The organism is Streptomyces sp. NPDC052496 (assembly GCF_040679095.1).
Taxonomy (GTDB): Bacteria; Actinomycetota; Actinomycetes; order Streptomycetales; family Streptomycetaceae; genus Streptomyces.
On sequence record NZ_JBFAUH010000024.1, the window covers coordinates 149,428 to 172,398 of the forward strand.

The window sequence follows — 22,971 nt, forward strand, 5'->3', positions numbered from 1 at the left end:
TCAGGGCCTGTGTCATGCCCCCGGCTCTCACCCCGCGGCGCGGTCGACGACGAGCAGTGCGGCGTCGTCCCGCAGCACACCGCCCGTGTGCCGGACCAGGTCCGCGCGGAGCCCGTCCACCAGGCCGTCCAGCGGCGCGGCCGCCCGTTCGCCGACCCGCTCGGCGAACGGGCGCCCCGCCGCGTCCCGCGCCTCGGTGAACCCGTCGGTGAGCAGCACCAGCCGCTCCCCCGCCCGGAACGGCAGCGTCTGGGCCTCGTGCCCGGCCCCCACCAGATCGGCCATGCCGATGGGCGCGCCGGGCCGCTCCGGGGGGCAGGCGCGTACCTGTCCGCCGGAGACCAGCAGCGGCTCGGGGTGCCCGCAGTGCACCACCCGGGCCACCGGCCCGGCGGGGATCTCCACCAGCAGGGCGGTGGCGAACCGTTCGGGCGTCTCGGCGCCCGGCAGCCGCGCGATGTGCCCGCGCGCGTCGCCCTCCAGCCGCCGGGCCACCGCCGTCAACTCCTCCTCTTCGCACGCCGCTTCGCGGAAGGAGCGCAGCAGCAGCGCCGACGCCTCCACGGCGAGCATGCCCTTGGCCCGCACGTCGCCGATGAGCAGGCGGGTGCCGTACGGGGTGCGTACCGCGTCGTAGAGGTCGCCGCCACTGCGGGCCGAGGTCCGGGCCGGCAGGTAGGTACCGCGCAGGCGCAGGTCGCCGATCCGTCCGGGGAGCGGCCGCAGCAGGATCCGCTGCGCGGTCGCGACCGATGTGCCGGTCCGGCCACGGGCCCGCCGGCGCCGCCGTGCCGCGCGGTCGAGCAGGGCGGCCGGGGACACGGCCACCAGGGCCAGGACGAACAGGGCGAGGGCCACGGCGAACTGCGCACGCTGCGCCGGGGCCGCGGACCGGCGCGGCGCGGTCCCGGCGGGGCGCTCAGCGGGGCGGGGTGGCGGCTTGCGCATGGGCGGCTTCCCTGGCGGTGGGGGATTCGGTACGGAGGGATTCGGCGCCGGTGAGTCCGGTGCCGGCGAGGCCGTGGCCCGTGACGGCTCCCGGCACGACGGCGCCGCGCGCGGCCCGGGCCGTACGGCCGGGTCCGCCGGCCACGTGCCGGAGCGCCCGGTCGAGGAGCATCAGGAGACGGGACTCGGCCAGTCGCGCGTCCAGGCTGTCGTGCCGGTCGCCGCAGCGCCCGGCCAGCTCCCGCCACACCCGGCGGGTCGCGGGCAGGACGGGGTGCGGGCTGCCGCCCCGGCAGCCGCGGACGCACAGTGCCAGGCAGGTCAGCAACCGGGCGCAGCCGGCGCGGAACTCCTGGTCCCACGCGTCCGCCTCCGCCGCTCCGTCCGGGCCGCGCGCCGCCGTGGCCCGGCGCTGCGCCGTGAGGTCGCCGAGCCCGTCGACGAAGCCTTCGGCGTCCTGCGCGACACGCTCCAGGTTCTCCAGCACCTGCTGGTCGAGGTGCCAGACGGCCTGCCGGTCCGGCGCGCGCACGTTCCAGCGCAGGCTCTCGTGCGCCTGGCCCAGGGCACTGCGCGCCTGGGCGGTGAGGTCCGCCAGACGGGTGCGCCACCGGGGGTCGAGGACGTCGTCCGGATGCCGGCCCTCGCGTACCGCGGCCGCCATGCCGTCCAGCACGCCGGACAGTTCGGTCCGCAGCCGGTCGAGGGCGCTCTCCGCGGCGCGCAGCCACGCCGGCGGGGGCAGCAGGGCGTTGAAGAGGACCGCGACGCAGATGCCCACCCCGATCTGCAGCAGGTGCGGCCCGATCTCCCGCGCGTGGCTCGGCCCGAGCAGGAGGACGAAGACCGCGGTGATCGGTACGTGGAGTCCGTGCACACCGAGCCGTGGATGCCCGGCGGCGAGCAGGGACAGCAGCAGTACGGCGCTCATGCTCAGCCAGGTCGGTCCGACGAGGACCGCGGCGGGCAGGGCGATCAGCGCGCCGAGCGTGCACCCGGCCGCGTACTGGAGGCCCGCCGTGCACGACCGGAACACCGTCGGGTGGACGACGAGCAGCGCGGCCACGACCGCCGGGCCGGGCCGCGGCGTGCCCCACACGCTGGAGCACAGCTGCCAGGCCAGGGCCGCCGCGACGCTCGCCCGGACGGCGACCACCCAGCGGGCGGCCCAGGGGCCGTCCCGCAGGCGCGCCGGCCGTACGGCCGCGAGCGCGGTTCCTGTCCGGCGCCCGTGCGGCGCCGTGTTATCCTCCCGCACCGGCTCCCCTTTCCGTCCGCCGTTCGGCATCGATTTCGGTATCGGCACATTCCGGCCCGCTGTGACGGCCGCCACCTTGTTTTGTCCGCCGGAAGTACGGGTCATGCGAGCCGCGACGGCGAAATGCGTATGCGGGACAAAAAGGGGCCGTCCGGCCGTGCCGGAGAGGAGAAAGTCCCGTACCTCAGGGGACGGAAGTCCCGCCGCTCACCCCGGCCCCGGGGCACCGGGAAGGCAGCAGGCCGATGGAGCAGCATTCCACGGCGGCGGTCACCGCACTTCTTCTCCCCGGAAAGGGCGCACCATGCGACTGATCAATTACGACGCGCTCCGCGACCTCGTCCACGAGCACCATCGCCTGACCCGGGACGGCTCCGTCCGGGGCGGCGGCCCGGATTCCGTACGCGTCGACGACGTGTCCTACACCCTCGGCGTCTACACCGGCCACCGGGATCCGGCCGCGGCCCTGCGGGAGGCCCGCCGCCTGCTGCGCGCGCACGACGCCGGGTACCGGCGAGCGGCCTGACCGCGTCCTCGCGCGATGCGGCCCGCCGCCTGCTCCGGGCAGGAGGCGGGCCGCATCACGTCGCCGGCAGCAGGATCCTCAGGGTGTCTCCAGCATGTTCTCGCGCAGGTCCGCGAGAATGCGGGTGAGCAGCCGGGACACCTGCATCTGGGAAATCCCGAGGGCTTTCCCGATGTCCGTCTGGGACAGCTCGGCGCCGAACCGCAGCTCCAGGATCTTCCGTTCCCGCTCCTCGAGGTTTTCCAGCAGCGGTTTGAGTGCCTGCACGTTCTCCGTCTTTTCCAGGCCGGGGTCCTCGCTCCCCAGGTATGCGGCGAGCGTGCTGCCCGTGGAATGCGTGGCACCGTCGTCCGGCGGGGCGTCGAGGGAATCCGCGGAGTACCCGTTCCCGGCGTACAGCCCCTCGATGACGTCCTCCTGGTCCATGTCCAGGTGCTGGGCCAGCTCGGCGGTGGTGGGCGCGCGGTTCAGGTCGTGCCCGAGCTTCTCGCGCGCCCTGGCCAGGTCGATACGGAGTTCCTGGAGCCGGCGCGGCACGTGGACCGCCCAGCTGGTGTCGCGGAAATAGCGCTTGATCTCCCCGACGATGTACGGGACGGCGAAGGCGCTGAACGGTGTCCCGCGCGCGAGGTCGAACCGGTCGATCGCCTTGATCAGCCCGATGGTCCCCACCTGGACCATGTCCTCGGTCTCCTCGGCGCGGCTGCGGAACCTGCGGACCGCGTAGTGCACCAGGGACAGGTTCATCTCGACCAGGCAGTCGCGCGCGTACCGGCGGTCGGGGCCGCTCTCCGGGAGCGCGGCCAGCCGTTCGAAGAAGAGCCGGGACAGCTCGCGGGCGTCCTCCGGGGTGACCGCCCCGGCGTCCTCCAGCAGGGGCAGTCCGGCCGGTCCCGCCGCGGGTCTCTCCCGTACGGACGCGACTCCGGCGTCCACGGGACCGGCGAGGGCTTCGGCGGGAGTGTCGGCGGGGACTGCGGCCGGCATACCGGCCGAGACTTCGGCAGCTGGGGTGGCGGCAGAGGCTTGGAGCAGGGTCATCGTACGGGGCTTCCCTTCGGTCCGCGGTCGGGATGCGGCACCCCCGTTGTGCCCGCCCGGCGGCCCGGAACCCGGGGCTTACGTCCCCGCCTGCGGGACGTAGGCCCCGGCGCCCGCGGGCCGGACCGGAGCCCGGATGCGGGACGTACGGACAGGCCCAGGGCCCGTACGCGGGTGCGTACGGGCCCTGGGCTCGTCACTGGCGCGGCACGGTCCCGCCGTGCCCGGCGGGGTCAGCCCTTGCGGGCCTTGACCTCGTCGGTGAGGGCCGGGACGACCTCGAACAGGTCGCCGACCACGCCGTAGTCCACCAGGTCGAAGATCGGCGCCTCGGCGTCCTTGTTGATGGCGACGATGGTCTTCGAGGTCTGCATACCGGCGCGGTGCTGGATCGCGCCGGAGATGCCGGCCGCGATGTACAGCTGCGGCGAGACGGACTTGCCGGTCTGGCCGACCTGGTTGGTGTGCGGGTACCAGCCCGCGTCCACCGCGGCGCGCGAGGCGCCGACGGCCGCGCCGAGCGAGTCGGCGAGCGCCTCGATGACCGGGAAGTTCTCGGCGCCGTTGACGCCGCGGCCACCGGAGACCACGATCGCGGCCTCGGTCAGGTCCGGGCGGCCGGTGGACTCGCGCGGGGTGCGCGAGACGACCTTGGTGCCCTTGGACGCGTCGGCGACGGTCACCGACAGCTGCTCGACCGTACCGGCGGCCGGGGCGGCCTCCGGGGCGGCGGAGTTGGGCTTGACGGTGATGACCGGGGTGCCCTTGGTGATGCGGGACTTGGTGGTGTACGAGGCCGCGAAGACGGACTGGGTGGCCACCGGGCCCTCGTCGCCGGCCTCCAGGTCGACGGCGTCGGTGATGATGCCGGAGCCGATGCGCAGCGCGAGGCGGGCGCCGATCTCCTTGCCCTCGGTGGAGGACGGCAGCAGCACGGCGGCCGGGGAGACGGCCTCGTACGCGGCCTGGAGGGCGTCGACCTTCGGCGCGACCAGGTACTCGGCGAACTCCGGCGCGTCGGCGGTCAGGACCTTGACCGCGCCGTGCTCGGCGAGCGTCGCGGCGGCGGTGTCGGCGCCGGGGCCCAGGTGCACGGCGACCGGCTCGCCGATGCGGCGGGCGAGGGTGAGCAGTTCGAGGGTGGGCTTGCGGACGGCGCCGTCCACGTGGTCGACGTAGACAAGGACTTCAGCCATGGGATTGCTCTCCTGCGGGAAAAGTGAGGCGGGGACGAGAACGGGTGCCGGGGCTCAGATGAACTTCTGGCCCGCGAGGAACTCGGCGAGCTGCTTGCCGCCCTCGCCCTCGTCCTTGACGATCGTGCCCGCGGTACGGGCGGGACGCTCGGCCGCTTCCTCGACCTTGGTCCAGGCGCCCTCCAGGCCGACCTCGTCCGCCTCGATGTCCAGGTCGTCCAGGTCCAGGGACTCCACCGGCTTCTTCTTGGCGGCCATGATGCCCTTGAAGGAGGGGTAACGGGCCTCGCCGGACTGGTCGGTGACCGACACGACGGCCGGCAGCGACGCCTCCAGCTGCTCGGTGGCGGTGTCGCCGTCGCGGCGGCCCTTGACCGTTCCGCCGGGGCCTCCCTCGACGGAGACCTCGGACAGCTGGGTCACCTGCGGCACGCCCAGGCGCTCGGCGAGCAGCGCGGGCAGCACGCCCATGGTGCCGTCGGTGGAGGCCATGCCGCAGACGACCAGGTCGTAACCGGTCTTCTCGATGGCCTTGGCGAGTACCAGCGAGGTGCCGAGCGCGTCGGTACCGTGCAGGTCGTCGTCCTCGACGTGCACGCCCTTGTCGGCGCCCATCGACAGAGCCTTGCGCAGCGCGTCGCCGGCGTCCTCGGGACCGACGGTCAGGACCGTGATCTCCACGTCGTCGTCGGCGGCTTCCTTGATCTGCAGGGCCTGCTCGACCGCGTACTCGTCGAGCTCCGAGAGCAGGCCGTCCACGTCGTCGCGGTCGACGGTCAGGTCCTCGGCGAAGTGCCGGTCGCCGGTGGCGTCGGGCACGTACTTCACACAGACAACGATCCTCAGGCTCACGCCGGCTCTCCTACCTGCTTCGACTCTTCCGAACTGCCTTGTGCTGGCAGCATAGGCGCCTGTTGGGGCGGCATCCGGTCGGACGGGTTCCCCGCGCCCACCGAAATATTACTCGCCAGTACATCCACCCCTTTCCCCGGAAGCAAGGCCGTTGAACTGTGACGTTGCCAACGGAGCCGGAAGGGGTGGAAGAGGCGCGCACACGGAACCCGCGGGGCGCGTGAAGCGTTGGGACGACGGCGCGGCGCATGCCCGCGCGCCAGGCCGCGCGGGGCCGAGGCACATGGCTCTCAGTCGCGCAGCGCGTTGAAACGGCCCTCGTGGTAGAGCAGCGGGCGGCTGCGGCCGGCCGTGCCGGCGTAGCCCTCCGGGTCGCCCTCGACGACCTGGCCGAGCACGATCCGGTGGTCACCGGCGGGCACCCGCGCCACCACCTCGCAGACCAGCCAGGCCAGCACCCCGTCCAGCAGCGGCACGCCGTACGGGCCCCGGCGCCACGAGGTGGGCGCGGCGAACCGGTCGGCGCCGCTCCGCGCGAAGGTGGCGGCCAGCTCCTGCTGGTGCTCGCCCAGTATGTGGACGCCGATGTGCCCGGCCTCGGAGACCACCGGCCAGCTGGAGGAGCCGGTGCTGATGCCGAAGGAGACCAGCGGCGGGTCGGCGGCCACCGAGGTCACGGAGGTGGCGGTGAAGCCGACCGGGCGGGCGCCCGCCGCGGTGATCACGGCGACGCCGGCGGCGTGCTGCCGGAAGACGGAGCGCAGCAGGTCGGGAGTGGCGGAACGGGGCGTACCGAGGTCGGCCGGTGCCGTCATGGAGATGTCCTTCTGCCGTGGTGTGCGGGCCGGAGCCGCGCCGTCACCGGCGCGGCCGAAGTCGTCGCTGCTCACGCGCCGGGACAGCGCACGCCGTCGGTGCGCGGGAGGTCCGCGTACGCGCGTCCGGGAAGGAGGGGGCCTGGCCGCATGACGTCACCCTGACGATGCGTGTGCCGGGCAGTCAAGTGCCGCCGGACCGGTGGGAGATCAATCACGGACGGCGTCCCCCAGGGCCGCGATGACATCGGCCTTGCGCGGCTGCCCGGCGGCCCGGCGCACCACCGCGCCGTCCCGGTCGAGCACCAGCACGGTGGGCGTGCGCTCGATCCGCAGCGCCCGCACCAGGTCCAGGTGCTCCTCCGCGTCGATCTCGACGTGTGCCACCCCGTCGACCATGCCCGCCACCTCGGCGAGCGTGCGCCGGGTGGCCCGGCAGGGCTGGCAGAAGGCGCTGGAGAACTGGACGAGGGTGGCCCGCTCCCCCAGCCCCGCGCCCACCTCGGCGGCGCCCAGCCGCGTCCCCACGTCCTGCCCTGGCACCCGTACCCCTCCCTCGCGGCGGTGCGCGGCGCGCGCCGGGGAAGCCCGCCGTCACGGGCGCGGCGCCGCGCACCATCGGTCCTGTCGTCGACCGGTGCAGCGTCCGCGGGACCGCATTCATTCCCGTGCGGCGGAGCCAGGTGTACCTTCTGCCGCGGGGGGCAGCTGGACGGTGTGACCGACACGTGACGAGAATCTCCCGGCGGCGGCGTCCCGTACGGTGGCCCCTGGGCCGCCGATCGGGCACGATCTCCCGAAAGCCGCACACTTACGGCTGCGTAACTTCTTCGCCGGGAGAACCCTCCCCAGGCACAGAAAAGGGGTCTCCGACATGGCAGAGCTCGTCTACCCGCCCGTCATCGGCGCCGCCCGTGCGGCGTTCAAGGCGCTCGACCTGAAGTTCGACATCGCCGGGGCCGACCACATCCCCCGGCGCGGCGGCGCGGTACTGGTGAGCAACCACATCGGATATCTGGACTTCATCTTCTGCGGGCTGGCCGCCCGGCCCGCCAAGCGCCTGGTGCGCTTCATGGCCAAGGAGTCGGTCTTCAAGCACAAGGTGTCCGGGCCGCTGATGCGTGCGATGAAGCACATCCCGGTGGACCGCACGCAGGGCGTGCACGCCTACAAGCACGCACTGAGCGCGCTGCGCGGCGGCGAGATCATCGGGGTCTTCCCGGAGGCGACGATCTCGGAGTCCTTCACGCTGAAGACCTTCAAGTCGGGCGCGGCCCGGCTGGCACAGGAGGCGGGGGTGCCGCTGCTGCCGATGGCGCTGTGGGGCACCCAGCGGCTGTGGACCAAGGGACACAAGCGGGACCTGGGCCGCAACCACTTCCCCATCACCATCCGGGTCGGCGAGCCGGTCGAAGCGTCGCCGGACGAGCACACCGAGAAGATCACCGACCGGCTGCGCTCCCGCGTCCAGGACCTGCTGGAGGCCGCGCAGCGCGCGTACCCGGTCCGCCCCAAGGGCCCGGAGGACACCTGGTGGGTGCCCGCGCACCTCGGCGGCACGGCACCGGCCCCCAGGGCGACGGCCTGAGAGGCGAGGATCACGACCGGCGCGCTTCGGGCATCTCCAGGGCGGTGGGCAGCAGCTGCCACAGGCGAGGCCGGTCGGCGACCTCCTGGAGGCAGCGGAGCACGGCCGGATGCGGTGCGGCGAACAGCAGCGGGTAGTCCGCCTCGTCGAGTTCCGGGCGGACGGGCCAGGCCAGCTGCTCCCGGTCGAGGCGGAACTGCGCGTCGACGCCGGGCTTGTTGCCGCGCGGGTCCTGCCGCGCCCAGCGCTCCCCCGGCAGCTTGAGCGCGATCAGGCCGTGCACGGTGTCCAGCTTCTGGTAGCAGAGCGCGGCCGGGATGCCCTCGGCGCGCAGCAGGGCGGCCAGGGCGTGCGCTTTGGCGAAGCAGATGCCGGTGCGCTGCTCCAGGACGTCGGAAGCGCGCCAGGTGACCCGTGGATCCCCGGCGTCCGCGCTGTGCGGGACCGTGTCGCGGACGTGTTCGAACGCCGCCTTGGCGTATGCGTATGCGTCCGGCGCGGCGGCCCGCAGGCGCCGCGCGGTGTCGCGTACGACGGCGTGCTCGTGGTCGATCACCGCGTCGGCGGCCAGATAGGCGGAGATCTCGGGCTCGTACGGGATCAGCTCCATGGCGCATGAACATAACCGAGCGCCCGACCGGAAGCCAATGCATTTCCGGTCGGGCGCATAGGTATTCAGTACGGGGTGGTGCCCCGGGTCAGCGGCCCATCTCCTCACGCAGAGCGGCCACCAGGCCGTCCACGTCCTCCTCCGTCGTGTCGAAGGAGCACATCCAGCGCACGTCGCCCGCCGCCTCGTCCCAGAAGTAGAAGCGGTAGCGCTTCTGCAGCCGCTCGGTGACGTCGTTCGGCAGCCGCGCGAAGACGGCGTTGGCCTGGACGGGGTAGAGGATCTCCACGCCGTCGACCGCGCGGACGCCGGCGGCGAGCCGCTGGGCCATGCCGTTGGCGTGCCGGGCGTTGCGCAGCCACAGGTCGCGGGCGAGCAGCGCCTCCAACTGCACGGATATGAAGCGCATCTTGGAGGCGAGCTGCATGGACATCTTGCGGAGGTGCTTCATCGCCCGCACCGCGTCCGGGTTGATCACCACCACGGCCTCGCCGAACAGCGCCCCGTTCTTCGTGCCGCCCAGGGACAGCACGTCCACCCCGACCGCGTTGGTGAACGTCCGCATCGGGACGTCCAGCGACGCCGCGGCGTTGGCGATCCGCGAGCCGTCCAGGTGCACCAGCATGTTGCGCTCGTGCGCGTGCTCGCAGATGGCCCGCACCTCGTCGGGGGTGTAGACCGTGCCCAGCTCGGTGTTCTGGGTGATCGAGACGACCTGCGGCATGGCGCGGTGCTCGTCGTCCCAGCCGTACGCCTGGCGGTCGATCAGCTCCGGGGTGAGCTTGCCGTCCTCGGTCGGTACGGTCAGCAGCTTCAGCCCGCCGACGCGCTCGGGGGCGCCGCACTCGTCGACGTGGATGTGCGCGCTCTCGGCGCAGATCACCGCGCCCCAGCGGTCGGTGATCGCCTGGAGGGCGACGACGTTGGCGCCGGTGCCGTTGAAGACCGGGAACGCCTCGGCGGTCTGCCCGAAGTGGCTGCGGATGGTCCGCTGGAGGTGCTCGGTGTACTCGTCCTCGCCGTAGGCGACCTGGTGGCCGCCGTTGGCGAGGGCGAGGGCCGCCAGCACCTCCGGATGGGCACCCGCGTAATTGTCACTGGCGAAGCCGCGCACCGCCGGGTCGTGGCGCCGCTTGGCGTCGGTCTGCCGTTCGGTCACGCTTCGGGGGTCAGCCACAGACGCTGTCCATTCACTTCCTGGGCGGGCCGCTCCCAGACGCCGCTGACGGCCTGGGCCAGGTCCTTGACGTCCGTGAAGCCCGCGAACTTGGCATGCGGGCGCTCGGCGCGCATCTGATCGTTGACGAGCGCCTTGACCACCAGGATCGCAGCCGCCGCCTTCGGTCCGTCCTCGCCCCCGGCCTTGCGGAAGGCGTCGCCGAGGGCGAGCGTCCACGCCTCGGCGGCCGCCTTGGACGCGGCGTACGCGGCGTTCCCGGCCGTCGGCTTGCTCGCGCCCGCCGCGCTGACCAGCAGGAACCGGCCCTTGCCGGACCGCTCCAGCGGGCCCTGGAAGGCGAGCGAGGTGTGCTGGACCGTACGGATGAGCAGCTTCTCCAGGAGGTCCCAGTCGGCGAGGTCGGTCTCCGCGAAGGAGGCGGAGCCGCGCCAGCCGCCGACCAGGTGCACCAGGCCGTCGATCCGGCCGAACTCCTTCTCCGTACGGTCCGCCCAGGCGCGGGTCGCGTCCAGGTCCAGCAGGTCCACGGTGTCGCCGGTGACGGTGGCGCCGCCGTGCGCGTACCGCGCGGCGTCCACGGCCTCCGCCAGCCGCGCGGCGTCCGCGTCGGCACCGACCACGGTGGCGCCCGCCTCGGCGAGCCGCAGCAGCGTGGCCCGTCCGGCGGGGCCGGCCGCCCCGGCGACCGCGATGACCGCGCCTTCCAGTGGTCCCTGGCCGTTCGTCGCAGTACTCATGTTCCTCGTCTCCTCGTGCTCCGGCCTGTCCGGTGCGCCGCCGGCGCTCACACCGCCGCCAGGACGTCGCTGCCGGCCGTGATGCCCTTGGTGGAGGCAATCACGCCGCGCAGTTTCTTGGCGAGGGCCTCGTAGAACATGCTGAGCGGAAACTCGTCCGGCAGGACGTCGTCGACCAGCTTGCGCGGCGGCTTGTCGAGATCGAGGGCGTCGGGGCCCTTGGCCCAGACGGAGCCGGGGTGCGGGGCGAGGTAGGTCGAGACGAGGTCGTACGCGGCGAACCAGTGGACCAGCTTGGGGCGGTCGATGCCGTCCCGGTAGAGCTTCTCGATCTCACCGCACAGCTGGTTGGTGACCTGCGGGGCGCGCTCCCAGTCGATGTGGAGGGTGTTGTCCGTCCAGCGTACGACGTCGTGCTTGTGCAGGTATGCGAAGAGCAGCTGGCCGCCGAGGCCGTCGTAGTTGCGCACCCGGTCACCGGTGACCGGGAAGCGGAACATCCGGTCGAAGATCACCGCGTACTGCACGTCGCGGGCCTGCCGGTAACCCTCCTTCTCCAGCTCGACGGCCTCCTTGAAAGCGGTCAGGTCGCAGCGCAGCTCCTCCAGGCCGTACATCCAGAACGGCTGCCGCTGCTTGATCATGAAGGGGTCGAACGGCAGGTCGCCGTGGCTGTGGGTGCGGTCGTGGACCATGTCCCAGAGCACGAACGCCTCTTGGCAGCGGTCCTGGTCGGCGAGCATGTCGCGGATGTCGTCGGGCAGCCGGACGCCCAGCGTCTCGACGGCGGCCTCGCTGACCCGGCGGAAGCGGGCGGCCTCCCGGTCGCAGAAGATGCCGCCCCAGGTGAAGCGCTCGGGCGCCTCGCGCACGGCGATGGTCTCCGGGAACAGGACGGCCGAGTTGGTGTCGTACCCGGCGGTGAAGTCCTCGAAGGTGATACCGCAGAACAGCGGGTTGTCGTAGCGGGTGCGCTCCAGCTCCGCCAGCCACTCGGGCCAGACCATGCGCAGCACGACCGCCTCGAAGTTGCGGTCCGGGTTGCCGTTCTGTGTGTACATGGGGAAGACGACCAGGTGCTGGAGGCCGTCGAGGCGCTGCCGCGCGGGCTGGAAGGCCAGCAGCGAGTCGAGGAAGTCGGGTACGGCGAAGCCGCCGTCGGCCCAGCGGCGCAGGTCGGCGACGAGCGCCCGGTGGTAGGCGGCGTCGTGCGGGAGCAGCGGCGCCAGCTCCTCGATGGCCGATATGGCGCGCTCGACCTCGCGCCGGACGGTGCCGGCGGCGGGCGCGCCCTCGGCGCCGAGGTCGATCGAGCCGTCCTTGGACTGCCACGGGCGGATGGTCTCGATGGCGTCCTTGAGCACCGGCCAGGCCGGGTGCGCGACCACACGCTCTGCTGTCCCGATGCCCCCGGGGGCACCCACAGGCGAAAGAATTTCCGTCATGACTACCCTCCGGCAGGAGATCCTGTTGTGCGGACACGGTATCCAGGGGACCTTCGCCACCTCAAGAGCCGCAAGCAAAATTCTTCCGCCGAACCCCCATGGTCACCAACTTTTTTCCTGTCAACCGAACAGGAGGCGGAAGTTTCTGCCCGGCAGGGGTGCGCCTGCCGCGCATCCTCCAGTACGTACCCCGGAATGGTCGCCTCATACGGCGCACGGCGGCCGACGGACGCCCGGTAGCGGCAGACAGCCGCCCGCGGGCGGGTGGTTCCGGCCGATTCCCGTCCGCCCGCCGCGCCGCTCCCGTACGCCGCCGCCCCGTACGGCCCGCTGCGCGCACCCGGCAGCAGGGCCCGCCAACTGGGCCTCGTGACCACTCGCCCCCCGCGCGGCGCCACCATCACGCCCCGGCGCCCGCACGCCACCCTTGACCGGTTCCTGCCACCAGAGCCCGCCGCCGCGGCCGCCGCGCAGCGGCCCGCCGGCCCGCCACGTCAGCGTTCGAAGGACTCGCCCACGCACGGGTGAGCCGCATTCCGGGCCGGAGCCGCGGACGGAGGGGGCGCAGCACCCCGGCGCACGCCCGGCACCGGCGAGCCGGGCGCCCCGAGCCCCGGTGGCGCCCCGGAATCACCGGCCCCGGCGGGGCGGCCGCGGACCTGACAACCCCCCGTTCCGGCCACGTCGGGGCGCTGTCCGACATCGGTTCCGCCGCTCCGGGCGCCCGTTAGGCTGTGCGCCGTTTCGAGAGAGCAGCCGGTGGGCCCGCGCTCGGCACAGGTCCGGCAGCCGGGGCCCACGGCCGGTACCGGTCTGCCGGCACCCCCGACAGAAACGAGGCAGCCTTGTCCTTTCTCACCATCGGACACCGCGGGATGATGGGCGTCGAGCCGGAGAACACCCTGCGCTCGTTCGTCCGCGCCGAACGCGAAGGTCTCGACGTCATCGAGCTGGACCTGCACCTGAGCAAGGACGGCGCGCTCGTGGTCATGCACGACGCGGACGTGGACCGCACGACCGACGGGACGGGGCCGATCACCGACCGCACCCTCGCCGAGCTGCGCGAACTGGACGCCGGCGACGGCGAACGGGTGCCGGTGTTCGAGGAGGTCGTGGACGCGGTGCGGACGCCCCTCCAGGCCGAGATCAAGGACGCGGCCGCCGCCCGGGCGCTCGCCGAGGTGCTGCGTGCCCGGGACCTGACCGCCCGGGTCGAGGTGATCTCCTTCCACGACGAGGCGCTGGCGACGGTCTCCCGGCTGCTGCCCGGCGTACGGACCGCGCTGGTCGCCGAGGAGTACGGCGTCGAGGTGGTGGACCGCGCACGGGCCGTGGGTGCCACGGCGCTCTCCCTGGACATCCGCCGGCTCACCCTGGAACTGGTCGAACGGGCGCACAGCGCGGGGCTGCGGGTGCTCGGCTGGACCGTCAACACCCACGACCAGCTCCGGCTCAGCCGCGGGCTGGGGCTGGACGGCGTGGTGACCGACTTCCCCGAGATCCGGCGGGCGGTGCGGTTCACGGCCTGAGCGGGTTGAGCGGGCCAGGCGGCCTGAGGCCGCTCGGCGCGGAGCAGGGTGGGGTTGCCACGGGTGGGGTGCCGAGGGCGGGCCGCCCGGCGCCCTACCCGAGCGCCTTGACCAGCAGTTCGAACTCCAGGTCGGCGCGCTGCGGAATGCCGAACCGCTCGTCGCCGTACGGGAACGGGAACATCTTCCCGGTGCGCCGGTAGCCGCGCCGCTCGTACCAGGCGATCAGGTCGTCCCGCTGCCGGATGACCGTCATCCGCATCTCGTCCGCGTCCCACTCGGCGCGGGCGGTGCGCTCCGCCTCGGCCATGACGACCTTGCCGAAGCCGCCGCCCTGGAGGGCCGGCCGGACCGCGAACATCCCGAAGTACACGTGGTCGCCGCGGTGTTCGAGCTGGCAGCAGGCGACGACCTCGCCCGCGCTCTCGGCGAGCAGCAGCCGGCTGTCCGCGTCCCGTACGACGGCCGCGACGCCCTCCGGGTCGGTGCGCTGCCCCTCCAGCAGGTCCGCCTCGGTCGTCCAGCCGGCCCGGCTCGCGTCGCCCCGGTAGGCGGACTCGATCAGCTCGACGACCGCCGGGATGTCGGCCTCGGTGGCGGTCCTGTAGGTCAGCTCGGCGGTCGTCATGGGCGGGAGTCCTCTCGGTGGCATGCGGCGCGCGGCGTACGGGCGCGGGCGCCGGGGCGCCGCGCGGTACGGCCGTACCGGAGGCTAACAAGAGCGCCCGGACGGTGGAGGCGTAAGGTCCGCAGCATGGTGCATGTACTGAGCAGCAGGGTGCTGGTGCGGCCGTCCGACCCCGAGCGGTCGCGGGAGTTCTACGGCAGCGCGCTGGGCCTGGAGGTCTACCGCGAATTCGGTACGGGCCCGGAGCGCGGGACGGTCTACTTCCTCGGCGGCGGCTTCCTGGAGGTCTCCGGCCGCTCCCCCGAGCCCCCTACGGCCACGCTCCAGCTGTGGCTCCAGGTGGCCGACGCGGCCGCCGCCCACGAGGAACTGGCGGCCCGCGGGGTGGAGATCCTGCGGCCGCCGGTGAAGGAGCCGTGGGGCCTGATCGAGATGTGGATCGCGGACCCGGACGGCCACCGCATCGTGCTGACCGAGGTCCCGGCGGACCACCCGCTGCGGTACCGCCCCGGCATCTGACCGCCCTCCCGGTGCCCCGCACCCGGACCGCCCCGTGCGGCCGGGCGCGGCGCACATGCTCCCCGTTTGCGCCCGTGCGCTCCCGGTGCCGGGTTTCCGTGGGGCGTCCGCGGCCCCCCGGCGGGGCACGATGCCGCTGTACCGGGCCGCACGGCGCCGCGCCGCGCGCATCGCCCGCGTGCGACCGCCGTACGGGCTCTCGGGGAGGACGCCGTGCACGGACCGCCATGGGTCGGCTGGCTGCTGGTACTGCTGTGTGCCGGGGCGGGCGCGTACTGTCTGTCCAGCGTGCGGCGCGGTACGGCCGCGCAGCGGCACGAAGCGCGCGGTGAGGCGCTGATGGGGCTGGGCATGGCGGCGATGGCGGTGCCCGCCCCGGCCGTGGCGCAGCCGTCCTGGACGCCCTGGGTGTTCGCGGCCGTCTTCGGCGCCGCGGGCCTGTGGGCGCTGCTGCGGCGGCACCCGCACCACGCGGTGGGCGCGGCGGCGATGGTCTACATGTCCCTCGCGATGGTGCCCCGCCCCGGCGGCGGGCCGGGCGGCGGCACGCACGCGGCGCACGCGGTGTCCATGGCGCAGCTGGGGACGGCGGACCCGGGCGGCCTGCCGGTCTTCACGGCGCTGCTGCTGGCGTACTACGCCGTGTACGTCGTCGCCGCCGGTGTGCGGCTGGCGGCCGTTCCCGGCGCGGACGGCGGGGCGCCGGTCCCGGTACGGGCCGCCTGGCCGGAGGTGGTGGGAGCGTGCCGGGTGGCGATGGGCATCGGCATGTTCGCGATGCTGCTGACCCTGTGACCCGCGGTACGGCTGCTTTTGATGTCCGTGGTATACGTCACTTCCGCCGCGGTTCGTACCCCGTGGTAGCCGCGCGCTCATAGGCTGACGTCCATGATGGTCCCTCTCGCGCTGATGGTGCTCGGCGCGCTGGCTGCGGCGACGGCGCCGCGCCTGATGGCCCGCGCCGAATGGCCCGACCGCGAACCGGTGCTCGCCCTGTGGGTGTGGCAGTGCGTGGTCGCCGCCGTCCTGCTGTGCTGCGTCCTGGCGATGTCGCTCTTCGGTGCCGCCGCGTGGGAAGCCGTGCGCAGCCACCTCTTCGGCCATGCGCCGCGCGTCGTCGTCGAGGCGTACGCGCTCAAGGAGTACGGCCCCTGGTCCGGCGTGCTGGCCGCGGTGCTGGCGTGCGGGGGCGCGTGGACGGCTGTCATGCTCACCCGTGAGGTGCGCGGCGCCCGCGCCCGGCGGCGGCAGCGGCGTACGGATCTGCTGCGCCGCTCCCCGCTGCTGCCCGGCGAGGAGCCGTCCGGTGACCGGCTCGTGGTGCTCGAAGGCGACCGCCCCGAGGCCTGGTGGCTGCACGGGGCCACGCCTCAACTCGTCGTGACCACCGCGGCGTTGCGCCGCCTGAAGGGCCGTCAGCTCGACGCGCTGATCGCCCATGAGCAGGGGCACGCGCGGGCCCGCCACGACGTGCTGCTGTACTGCGCCTCGGCGCTCGCGGCCGGCTTCCCGCAGGTCCCGGTCTTCGCCGCGTTCCGCGACCAGGTGCACCGGCTGGTCGAACTGGCCGCCGACGACGTGGCCTCGCGCCGCTTCGGCCGGCTGACGATCGCCCTGGCCCTGGTCGAACTCAACGAGGACCGCGGGGTGTTCGGCCCGTGCCCCGACCAGGGCGCGCAGGTTCCGCACCGGGTGCACCGGCTGCTGGCCCCGGCGCCGCGCTTCACGCCCGGCCGCCGGCTGCGGATGACGGCGGTCGCGGCGCTCGTCCCGGCGGTCCCGCTGCTGGTGACGTTCGTGCCGGGGCTGAGCGCGCTGACGTACTGAGGGGCGGTGCGCCGGCAGGCGGCGTACCGAGGACGTACGGGCGCGTGGAGCCGTGCGCGCGGGCGTGCGGAGGACGGGCGTACACGGCCGAACACGCGCTGACGTGCGAACGCACCCCCGTACGCCCCTCCCCGTACGAGGGCTCCCTGGCCCCGCCCCGCACACCTCCGCGAAGATGCCCCCATGCTCCCCGCACCCACCGCTCCCCTTGCACCGCCCTCTTCGCCGCGCCGCCCCCTCCGCCTCGCTCTCCTCCTGTTCCTCCCCTTCCTCGTCCTTCTCGCTCTGGTGGCCGCCCACTGGGCCCCGGTCCTCGCCTTCGACCGGACCATCGCCACGTCCCTGCACCGCACGGCCGTCACCGCTCCCGGGCTGACCTCGGTCAACAAGGTCTTCTCCGACTGGGTGTGGGATCCGTGGACCCTGCGTGCCCTGCTGGCCGTGACGGTCGTCCTGCTCGTGCGCCGCGGGCAGTGGGTGGTCGGCTGCTGGGTGGCGGTCACGGCGGCAGCGGGAACGGCGTTGCAGCAGGTGCTGAAGGTGCTCGTGGGCCGCCCGCGCCCGGAGTGGCCGGACCCCGTCGACTCCGCGCACTACGCCGCCTTCCCCTCCGGGCATGCGATGACGGCGGCGGTGGCGGGCGGACTGGCGCTGTGGCTGCTGCGGCTGTACGGGGCGCACCGGCGGTGGCGGTGGGCCGCCGCCGCGCTGGTCACCGTGTCCGTGGCGGGCGTCGGCCTCACCCGCGTCTACCTGGGGGTCCACTGGGCCACGGACGTGGCCGGGGGGTGGCTGCTGGGCGCGGCCCTGGTGGCGGCCGCGGCGGCCGGGTACGCCCGCCGGTACGGGACGCGGCGATGACGGCGGGCCACCGGACACGCCAGGATGGCCTCATGACGATCAAGGGTGTGCTCTTCGACTTCTCCGGGACGCTGCTGCGCATCGAATCGCCGGAGAGCTGGCTGCGGGCGGCGCTGGCCGAGACGGGGACGGACCTCGCGGCGGCGGAGGCCGGCCGTCTCGCGGCGGAGCTGAGCCGCGCCGGGGCGCTGCCCGGCGGTTCCTCGCCGGAGAGCCTGCCTCCGGAGCTGGCCGCGCTCTGGGAGGCCCGGGACCGCAGCGCCGGCCGGCACCGCGAGCTGTACACCGGGCTGGCCCGGCAGGTGCCGCTGCCCGACGAGGCGCTGTACGACGCGCTGTACGACCGGCACATGACGCCTGCCGCGTGGACGCCGTACCCGGACGCCGCCGAGGTCCTGGGCGAACTGCGGCGGCGCGGCATCCGCACCGGCGTGGTCAGCAACATCGGCTGGGACCTGCGTCCGGTGCTCCGCGCACACGGTCTCGACGCCTTCGTGGAGAGCTGCGTCCTGTCGTACGAGCACGGTATGCAGAAGCCGGACCCGAGGCTGTTCGAGATCGCGTGCGCGGAGCTGGGACTGGCCCCCGAGGACGTCCTGATGGTGGGCGACGACCGGACGGCCGACGGCGGCGCGACGGCACTGGGCTGCGGCTACCTGCCCGTGGACCACCTGCCGGTCACCGAACGCCCCGACGGCCTGCGCCCCGCCCTGGACCTGGCCGGCTGACCCGCCGCCCGCCCGCGGGCACCGCACCTCCGGGAGCCGGGCGGGAGGCGGAGCAACGGGTTCAGCAGATGCCGACCGTGGCCAGGGCGTGGCGCTGGGCCGGGGTGACCTCGGTGGGGAAGTACACGTAGCAGATGCCGCCGGTGCCGCTGACGACCTTGCCTTCGGCGTTCTTGCGCTTGGTCCGAAGCCAAATGTTCTCGAACTGGCGGCGCTTGTAGACGCGGCGGACCGCGGCGTTCGACGGCGAGTTGGGGTCGTTGGCGACGACGTCGCCGGCCTTGGTGAAGCCGATGACGGTCATCAGGTGGCCGGCCGTGCCGTAGCCCGCGCCGGTCAGCTCGGAGGCCAGGAAGGACTGCGAGGTGATCACCGGGATGCCCGCCCGGACGAGGGTCTCGGCGTCGGAGAGGGTGCGCAGCCGGGTGACGGCGGCCTCCATGTCCCGGTAGGTGGCCGCGTAGGCGGTGTTGAACGGCCAGTTGCCGCAGCCCTCGTACTGGTAGTCGTAGGTGTGGCGGGCGGCGTGGCAGACCTGGGGGTCGGCGTAGGCGGGGTTCACCCAGGCCAGGTCGGCGGCGGTGGGTCTGCGGCCCCAGTACTCGATGATCATCTGGGAGGAGGTGGGGCTGCACCACGCCTCGCCCCCGTTGTCGTACTCCGGGTACTGCCCCTTGTGGATCTCCTGGGAGTACCGCGGCACGACCAGCTCCCGGCCGGTCGCGACGCCCGGCGCGGAGGCCGGCACGTCGAAGCGGTCCGGGATGTCGGAGCCCATCAGGCCCAGGCGCCACACCGTGGGGCTCAGGGTGGTGCCGGGCTTGCGGTGCAGCGTGACGCGCAGCTCGTACGAGACCAGCCGCAGGCCGCTCGCCGGGGCGTCGATCGCGAAGGTGTCGGTGGAGATGCTGCTCCGGCCGTCCTTCTGGCCGTCGACGGAGGTACGGCGGATGTCGCCGTCCCCGGCGGCCCAGCGGCCCATCACGTACCAGGGCGTCCGTACGCCGTCGCCGTACGTGCCGCGCAGCTCGACGGTGATCCAGGTGCCGGCGGGCGTCTGGGCGTTCCAGGAGACGACGGCTTCGGTGGCCGGGACCTTGAGCGTGCGGGCCGGGGACGTCCAGACGGCGTACTCCCAGGCGGCGGTGGTGCCGGTGTGCGGATCACGGTAATCGGCGGTGCCGGCCGGGCGGTCGATCACCACGCCCGGGCGGTTTCCGCCGGCCACGCGGGTGCCGTTCGCGACGCCCTGGTTCCAGTCGGCTGCGGTGTGCCAGGCTCGGTAGTCCACGAGACGCTTCGCCTTCGGTGCGGCGGACGGTGCGGATGGGGAGGCGGCGTGCGCCAGGGGGGTGGCCGCGCCCGCCGCGACGGCGAGGGCGGCGGCCAGGACGGTACGCCGGGGCGTGGGTCTGCTCATGGTGGAGTCCCCCAGTCGGATGCGATGGATTGAGCCAGGAGAACGGTGGAGCTCAACTATTCCCCCGCATACGCCCTTCGGCCAGCCGTTCGTCGCGCGTCGCCGCCGGGATCAGCTATTTGCGGCAGCCGGGGCCCGCGGGCCGCGTCCCGCGTACCGGTAACCTGGCCGCGTCCCACCCGTCACAGACACCGCAGTCACCACAGATATCCAGCCACCCCCGACACCGCAGTCACCCCAGACACAGCAGACAGGCAGCAGCGTGCGTCAAGAGCCGACCCAGCCGGTCCCGTCCGGCCTCGCCGCCCGGCTGCGCGCACTGCCCCCGTCCTGCGGACCCGTCCGGCTGATCGCGGTGGACGGGCACGCCGGGTCCGGCAAGAGCACCTTCGCGCGGCACCTGGCCGCCGCGCTCGGCGGGGCCCCGGTCGTCCGCCTGGACGACATCGCGACACACGATGAACTGTTCGACTGGACGGCGCGGTTCCGTACCGAGGTCCTGGAGCCGCTGTCCCGGGGGGAGCACGCGCGCTACGGGGTGTACGACTGGGAGCGCAGGGAGTTCACCGCGCGCCGGGAGCTGGCACCGGCGCACGCCGTCGTCGTGGAGGGCGTCGGCGCGGGCCGCCGCGCCCTGCGCCCGTATCTGGCGTGCTTGTTGTGGATGGACCTGACGGCTGGTCACTCCTGGGAACGGGGGCGGCTGCGGGACGGCCCGGCCCAGGCCGCGTTCTGGGATGACTGGATCCCGGCGGAGCGCGCCCATTTCGCGGCGGACCCCTCACGTCCGCACGCCGGTCTGCTGGTACGGGCGTGCGCCGAGGGGTACGAGGTGCTGCCGGGGCCTTCTGAGGCGTGCGGTACCCCCTGAACCATCACCGTACGTGACGGACCACAGGCGGTACGCAGATCGTCGCCCTGTGCGTACCGCCGACTGCCTCAACTCGGCTTGACCTGGGGGGCGTACAGGACTTACGTTCTCAATGTGCGGTTCTGACGGACCGCCCGCAGACGCGAAGCCCCCGGTTGTTCCCCCGTGATCGGGGGCTTCGTTCTGTGCCCGGGCGCTCGGCGCGCGCCGCGCACCGTCGGCCCCCTCACCCTATGTCACCGCTCCCTTCGCGCCGCGGAGCCTCGTCTTCCCCCGTACCGCCCTCTTCGGCCTGCGCCGATACCGCGGGTACGATGCGAGTCCGTGCCACCGAAGGACGCATTGCGAAGTGCCCGGAGCGGCCGGCAACTGGCGCACCGGGCAGGGCGGTTCGAACGAACACGCTGCGGCCTGGCACTCGCCCGGCGGCACACCACGGGGGACGTTTTGTGGGGGACGTGATGGATCTCGGCACTCAGGGCACACACGCCCCGGCCGAACTCGCCTGGCTGCGCGCGGTGGACGCCTACACGGTAGGCGCCTATCCGCAGGCCGAGGAGGAGTTCCGGGCCGCAGTGCGGATGGACCCGACGATGGCCGACGGCTGGCTCGGCCTGCACGCGCTGCGTGCGGACACCTCGACCGCGCTGCTGCACATGCACCGGCACCGCGACCGCTTCGGGGAACAGCGGGCCCGGCACCGACGCACACTCAATTCCTGGTACTGGCTGGGCTGGTGGGTGCAGCCGGTGCTGGAGACCGGCCGCGACCTGCTGCTGGCGTACGCCTCGCACTGGCTCGACGGCCGCCATGTGGCCGAGCTGGACCAGGCGCTGGCCGGCTGCCCGCCGGTGGACACCGATCCGCAGGTGCGCTTCCTGCACGCCTGCCGGGCCTATCTCGTCAAGGACTGGGACCAGCTGGTACGGCACACCGAACCGCTCCTGGACGACCCGCTGCTCGGCATCGAGGCGGGTCTGTTCGGCGGCATGGCGCGAGTACGCCAGGAGATGTACGGGCAGGCCGAGCCGCTGCTGTCGGCCGCCCTGATGCGCTGCCGCAGCGAGCAGCCGCAGCGCAAGGAGCTGCGGTACTGGCTCGCCCGCGCCCACGAGGGCACCGGCCGCAGCGCCGCCGCGCTGCCGCTGTACCGCTCGGTGCACCGCGTCGACCCGGCGTTCATGGACACCTCGGCGCGGCTCGCGGCCATCGCCGAGGGGGACGGCCTGGAGGAGGGCACGGACCTCGCGGCCGTCACCGCCGCCTTCGGCCAGGAGGCGGGCGGCGATCTCGACCCGCTCTCCCCGCTCGACCCGGTGGACGGCCGGGAGCTGCTGGCCACGACCGAGCCGGAGGGCCCGGACAGCGACCTGGCGGGCGGTTCGCCAAGGGACGCCGGGCCGGCCGTACGGGAGAAGGCCGCACCCGGCGGTCCGCGCGGCGCCGACCAGCTGCCCGCCGGCCCGTCCGACCCGGTGCTGCTGGAGAAGGCGCTCGCCGAGCTGGAGCGGATGGTCGGCCTGGAGCCGGTCAAGCGTCAGGTACGGGCGCTGTCGGCGCAGTTGCGGATGGCGCGGCTGCGCGCGGGCCAGGGACTGCCGGTGCAGCCGCCGAAACGACACTTCGTCTTCTCCGGCCCCTCCGGCACCGGCAAGACGACCGTGGCCCGGATACTCGGCCGGGTGTTCTACGCACTCGGCCTGCTCGGCGGCGACCACCTCGTGGAAGCACAACGGGCGGACCTGGTCGGCGAGTTCCTGGGGCAGACCGCCGTGAAGGCGAACGAGCTGATCGACTCGGCGCTGGGCGGGGTGCTGTTCGTGGACGAGGCGTACAGCCTGTCGAACTCCGCGTACAGCAAGGGCGACGCGTACGGCGACGAAGCCCTCCAGGTCCTCCTCAAGCGCGCCGAGGACAACCGCGACCGCCTCGTCGTCATCCTCGCCGGCTATCCGGAGGGCATGGACCGCCTGCTGGCCGCCAACCCCGGCCTGTCCTCGCGTTTCACCTCGCGCGTCGACTTCCCCAGCTACCGGCCGCCGGAACTGACCGCCATCGGGGAGGTGCTGGCCGCCGAGAACGGCGACCACTGGGACGAGGAGTCGCTGGAGGAGCTGCGCAGCATCAGCGCGCACGTCGTCGAGCAGGGCTGGATCGACGAACTGGGCAACGGCCGGTTCCTGCGCACCCTGTACGAGAAGAGCTGCGCCTACCGCGACCTGCGGCTGTCCACCTGGTCCGGCACACCGTCCCGCGACGATCTGGCCACCCTGCGCCTGCCCGACCTGATGCAGGCCTACGGCGAGGTCCTCTCCGGCCGCGGCCCGGCCCCCGGCCCGGGCCCGGAGGCACCGCCGCTCTGACGCCCGGCCCGGGGCGCCCGGCCGCGCGG

Annotated in this window: 23 protein-coding genes; 10 read left to right on the forward strand and 13 right to left on the reverse strand. The window is 73.5% G+C overall.

Going from position 1 to position 22,971, the window contains the following annotated elements; genetic code table 11:
• Nucleotides 1-27: 27 nt before the first annotated feature.
• Together AB0L45_RS29165 and AB0L45_RS29170 are read right to left on the reverse strand one after the other, a co-directional pair.
• Nucleotides 28-948, reverse strand: coding sequence for a PP2C family protein-serine/threonine phosphatase (locus tag AB0L45_RS29165; protein ID WP_365845075.1), 921 nt, complete (start codon nt 946-948; stop codon nt 28-30).
• Complete coding sequence (locus AB0L45_RS29170; protein WP_365845077.1) at nt 920-2,206, reverse strand: aromatic acid exporter family protein; 1,287 nt, start codon at nt 2,204-2,206, stop codon at nt 920-922. Before AB0L45_RS29170 ends, AB0L45_RS29165 begins: the two co-directional genes overlap by 29 nt.
• A 304-nt stretch (nt 2,207-2,510) precedes the next feature.
• Here AB0L45_RS29170 and AB0L45_RS29175 point away from each other — a divergent pair, with 304 nt between their 5' ends.
• The gene (locus AB0L45_RS29175) at nt 2,511-2,732 is read left to right on the forward strand and encodes a DUF5133 domain-containing protein (RefSeq protein WP_365845079.1); all 222 of its coding nucleotides are present in this window, start codon (nt 2,511-2,513) and stop codon (nt 2,730-2,732) included.
• 78 nt (nt 2,733-2,810) lie between these two features.
• Here the strand turns inward: AB0L45_RS29175 and AB0L45_RS29180 are convergent, their stop codons facing one another.
• The 5 genes from AB0L45_RS29180 to AB0L45_RS29200 all read right to left on the reverse strand — a co-directional run bounded on the left by AB0L45_RS29180 (nt 2,811) and on the right by AB0L45_RS29200 (nt 7,179).
• Nucleotides 2,811-3,719 carry a SigB/SigF/SigG family RNA polymerase sigma factor gene (locus AB0L45_RS29180; protein ID WP_365845081.1) on the reverse strand — a complete coding sequence of 303 codons (909 nt, stop codon included), beginning with the start codon at nt 3,717-3,719 and terminating at the stop codon, nt 2,811-2,813.
• A 287-nt stretch (nt 3,720-4,006) separates the two neighbouring features.
• A complete protein-coding gene (locus AB0L45_RS29185; protein ID WP_365845083.1) occupies nt 4,007-4,969 on the reverse strand; it encodes an electron transfer flavoprotein subunit alpha/FixB family protein in 963 nt (320 codons plus the stop codon).
• 54 nt (nt 4,970-5,023) lie between these two features.
• Nucleotides 5,024-5,821 carry an electron transfer flavoprotein subunit beta/FixA family protein gene (locus tag AB0L45_RS29190; protein WP_365845085.1) on the reverse strand — a complete coding sequence of 266 codons (798 nt, stop codon included), beginning with the start codon at nt 5,819-5,821 and terminating at the stop codon, nt 5,024-5,026.
• Between the two features lie 290 nt (nt 5,822-6,111).
• Nucleotides 6,112-6,636, reverse strand: a complete 525-nt coding sequence (locus tag AB0L45_RS29195) for a flavin reductase family protein (RefSeq protein ID WP_365845155.1) — start codon at nt 6,634-6,636, stop codon at nt 6,112-6,114.
• A gap of 210 nt (nt 6,637-6,846) precedes the next feature.
• Entirely contained in the window at nt 6,847-7,179 is a 333-nt protein-coding gene (locus AB0L45_RS29200) for a thioredoxin family protein (protein ID WP_365845087.1), read from the reverse strand.
• A gap of 331 nt (nt 7,180-7,510) precedes the next feature.
• Between AB0L45_RS29200 and AB0L45_RS29205 the strand changes: the two genes are divergently transcribed.
• Nucleotides 7,511-8,224, forward strand: coding sequence for a lysophospholipid acyltransferase family protein (locus AB0L45_RS29205; protein ID WP_365845089.1), 714 nt, complete (start codon nt 7,511-7,513; stop codon nt 8,222-8,224).
• 10 nt (nt 8,225-8,234) lie between these two features.
• Here the strand turns inward: AB0L45_RS29205 and AB0L45_RS29210 are convergent, their stop codons facing one another.
• The 4 genes from AB0L45_RS29210 to AB0L45_RS29225 form a co-directional block, all read right to left on the reverse strand.
• Nucleotides 8,235-8,834 (reverse strand): transglutaminase domain-containing protein, encoded by a 600-nt coding sequence (locus AB0L45_RS29210; protein ID WP_365845091.1) that lies wholly within the window; start codon nt 8,832-8,834, stop codon nt 8,235-8,237.
• Nucleotides 8,835-8,922: 88 nt separating this feature from the next.
• On the reverse strand, nt 8,923-9,993 hold the full coding sequence (locus AB0L45_RS29215) for a low specificity L-threonine aldolase (protein WP_365845093.1): 1,071 nt from the start codon (nt 9,991-9,993) through the stop codon (nt 8,923-8,925).
• Nucleotides 9,990-10,751 (reverse strand): SDR family NAD(P)-dependent oxidoreductase, encoded by a 762-nt coding sequence (locus AB0L45_RS29220; RefSeq protein ID WP_365845095.1) that lies wholly within the window; start codon nt 10,749-10,751, stop codon nt 9,990-9,992. Before AB0L45_RS29220 ends, AB0L45_RS29215 begins: the two co-directional genes overlap by 4 nt.
• Before the next feature lie 47 nt (nt 10,752-10,798).
• The gene (locus AB0L45_RS29225) at nt 10,799-12,196 is read right to left on the reverse strand and encodes a DUF6421 family protein (protein WP_365845097.1); all 1,398 of its coding nucleotides are present in this window, start codon (nt 12,194-12,196) and stop codon (nt 10,799-10,801) included.
• A gap of 845 nt (nt 12,197-13,041) precedes the next feature.
• On the opposite strand from AB0L45_RS29225, the gene AB0L45_RS29230 reads away from it, so the two are divergent.
• Nucleotides 13,042-13,725, forward strand: coding sequence for a glycerophosphodiester phosphodiesterase family protein (locus tag AB0L45_RS29230; RefSeq protein ID WP_365845099.1), 684 nt, complete (start codon nt 13,042-13,044; stop codon nt 13,723-13,725).
• A 94-nt stretch (nt 13,726-13,819) separates the two neighbouring features.
• On the opposite strand, the gene AB0L45_RS29235 is transcribed toward AB0L45_RS29230, so the two are convergent.
• On the reverse strand, nt 13,820-14,353 hold the full coding sequence (locus AB0L45_RS29235; RefSeq protein ID WP_365845101.1) for a GNAT family N-acetyltransferase: 534 nt from the start codon (nt 14,351-14,353) through the stop codon (nt 13,820-13,822).
• A 126-nt stretch (nt 14,354-14,479) separates the two neighbouring features.
• Between AB0L45_RS29235 and AB0L45_RS29240 the strand changes: the two genes are divergently transcribed.
• From AB0L45_RS29240 to AB0L45_RS29260, 5 genes are all read left to right on the forward strand, one after another.
• Complete coding sequence (locus AB0L45_RS29240) at nt 14,480-14,872, forward strand: VOC family protein (protein ID WP_365845103.1); 393 nt, start codon at nt 14,480-14,482, stop codon at nt 14,870-14,872.
• Nucleotides 14,873-15,085: 213 nt separating this feature from the next.
• Nucleotides 15,086-15,667 (forward strand): DUF5134 domain-containing protein, encoded by a 582-nt coding sequence (locus tag AB0L45_RS29245; RefSeq protein ID WP_365845105.1) that lies wholly within the window; start codon nt 15,086-15,088, stop codon nt 15,665-15,667.
• 93 nt (nt 15,668-15,760) lie between these two features.
• Nucleotides 15,761-16,699, forward strand: coding sequence for a M56 family metallopeptidase (locus AB0L45_RS29250; protein ID WP_365845107.1), 939 nt, complete (start codon nt 15,761-15,763; stop codon nt 16,697-16,699).
• A gap of 183 nt (nt 16,700-16,882) precedes the next feature.
• Nucleotides 16,883-17,560 (forward strand): phosphatase PAP2 family protein, encoded by a 678-nt coding sequence (locus AB0L45_RS29255; protein WP_365845109.1) that lies wholly within the window; start codon nt 16,883-16,885, stop codon nt 17,558-17,560.
• A gap of 32 nt (nt 17,561-17,592) precedes the next feature.
• On the forward strand, nt 17,593-18,288 hold the full coding sequence (locus AB0L45_RS29260) for an HAD-IA family hydrolase (protein WP_365845111.1): 696 nt from the start codon (nt 17,593-17,595) through the stop codon (nt 18,286-18,288).
• 61 nt (nt 18,289-18,349) lie between these two features.
• Here AB0L45_RS29260 and AB0L45_RS29265 read toward each other — a convergent pair whose 3' ends face one another.
• Nucleotides 18,350-19,708, reverse strand: a complete 1,359-nt coding sequence (locus AB0L45_RS29265; protein ID WP_365845113.1) for a peptidase C39 family protein — start codon at nt 19,706-19,708, stop codon at nt 18,350-18,352.
• Nucleotides 19,709-19,970: 262 nt separating this feature from the next.
• Here AB0L45_RS29265 and AB0L45_RS29270 point away from each other — a divergent pair, with 262 nt between their 5' ends.
• Together AB0L45_RS29270 and AB0L45_RS29275 are read left to right on the forward strand one after the other, a co-directional pair.
• Nucleotides 19,971-20,579 (forward strand): hypothetical protein, encoded by a 609-nt coding sequence (locus AB0L45_RS29270; protein ID WP_365845115.1) that lies wholly within the window; start codon nt 19,971-19,973, stop codon nt 20,577-20,579.
• Between the two features lie 461 nt (nt 20,580-21,040).
• A complete protein-coding gene (locus tag AB0L45_RS29275) occupies nt 21,041-22,942 on the forward strand; it encodes an AAA family ATPase (RefSeq protein ID WP_365845117.1) in 1,902 nt (633 codons plus the stop codon).
• Nucleotides 22,943-22,971 lie beyond the last annotated feature (29 nt).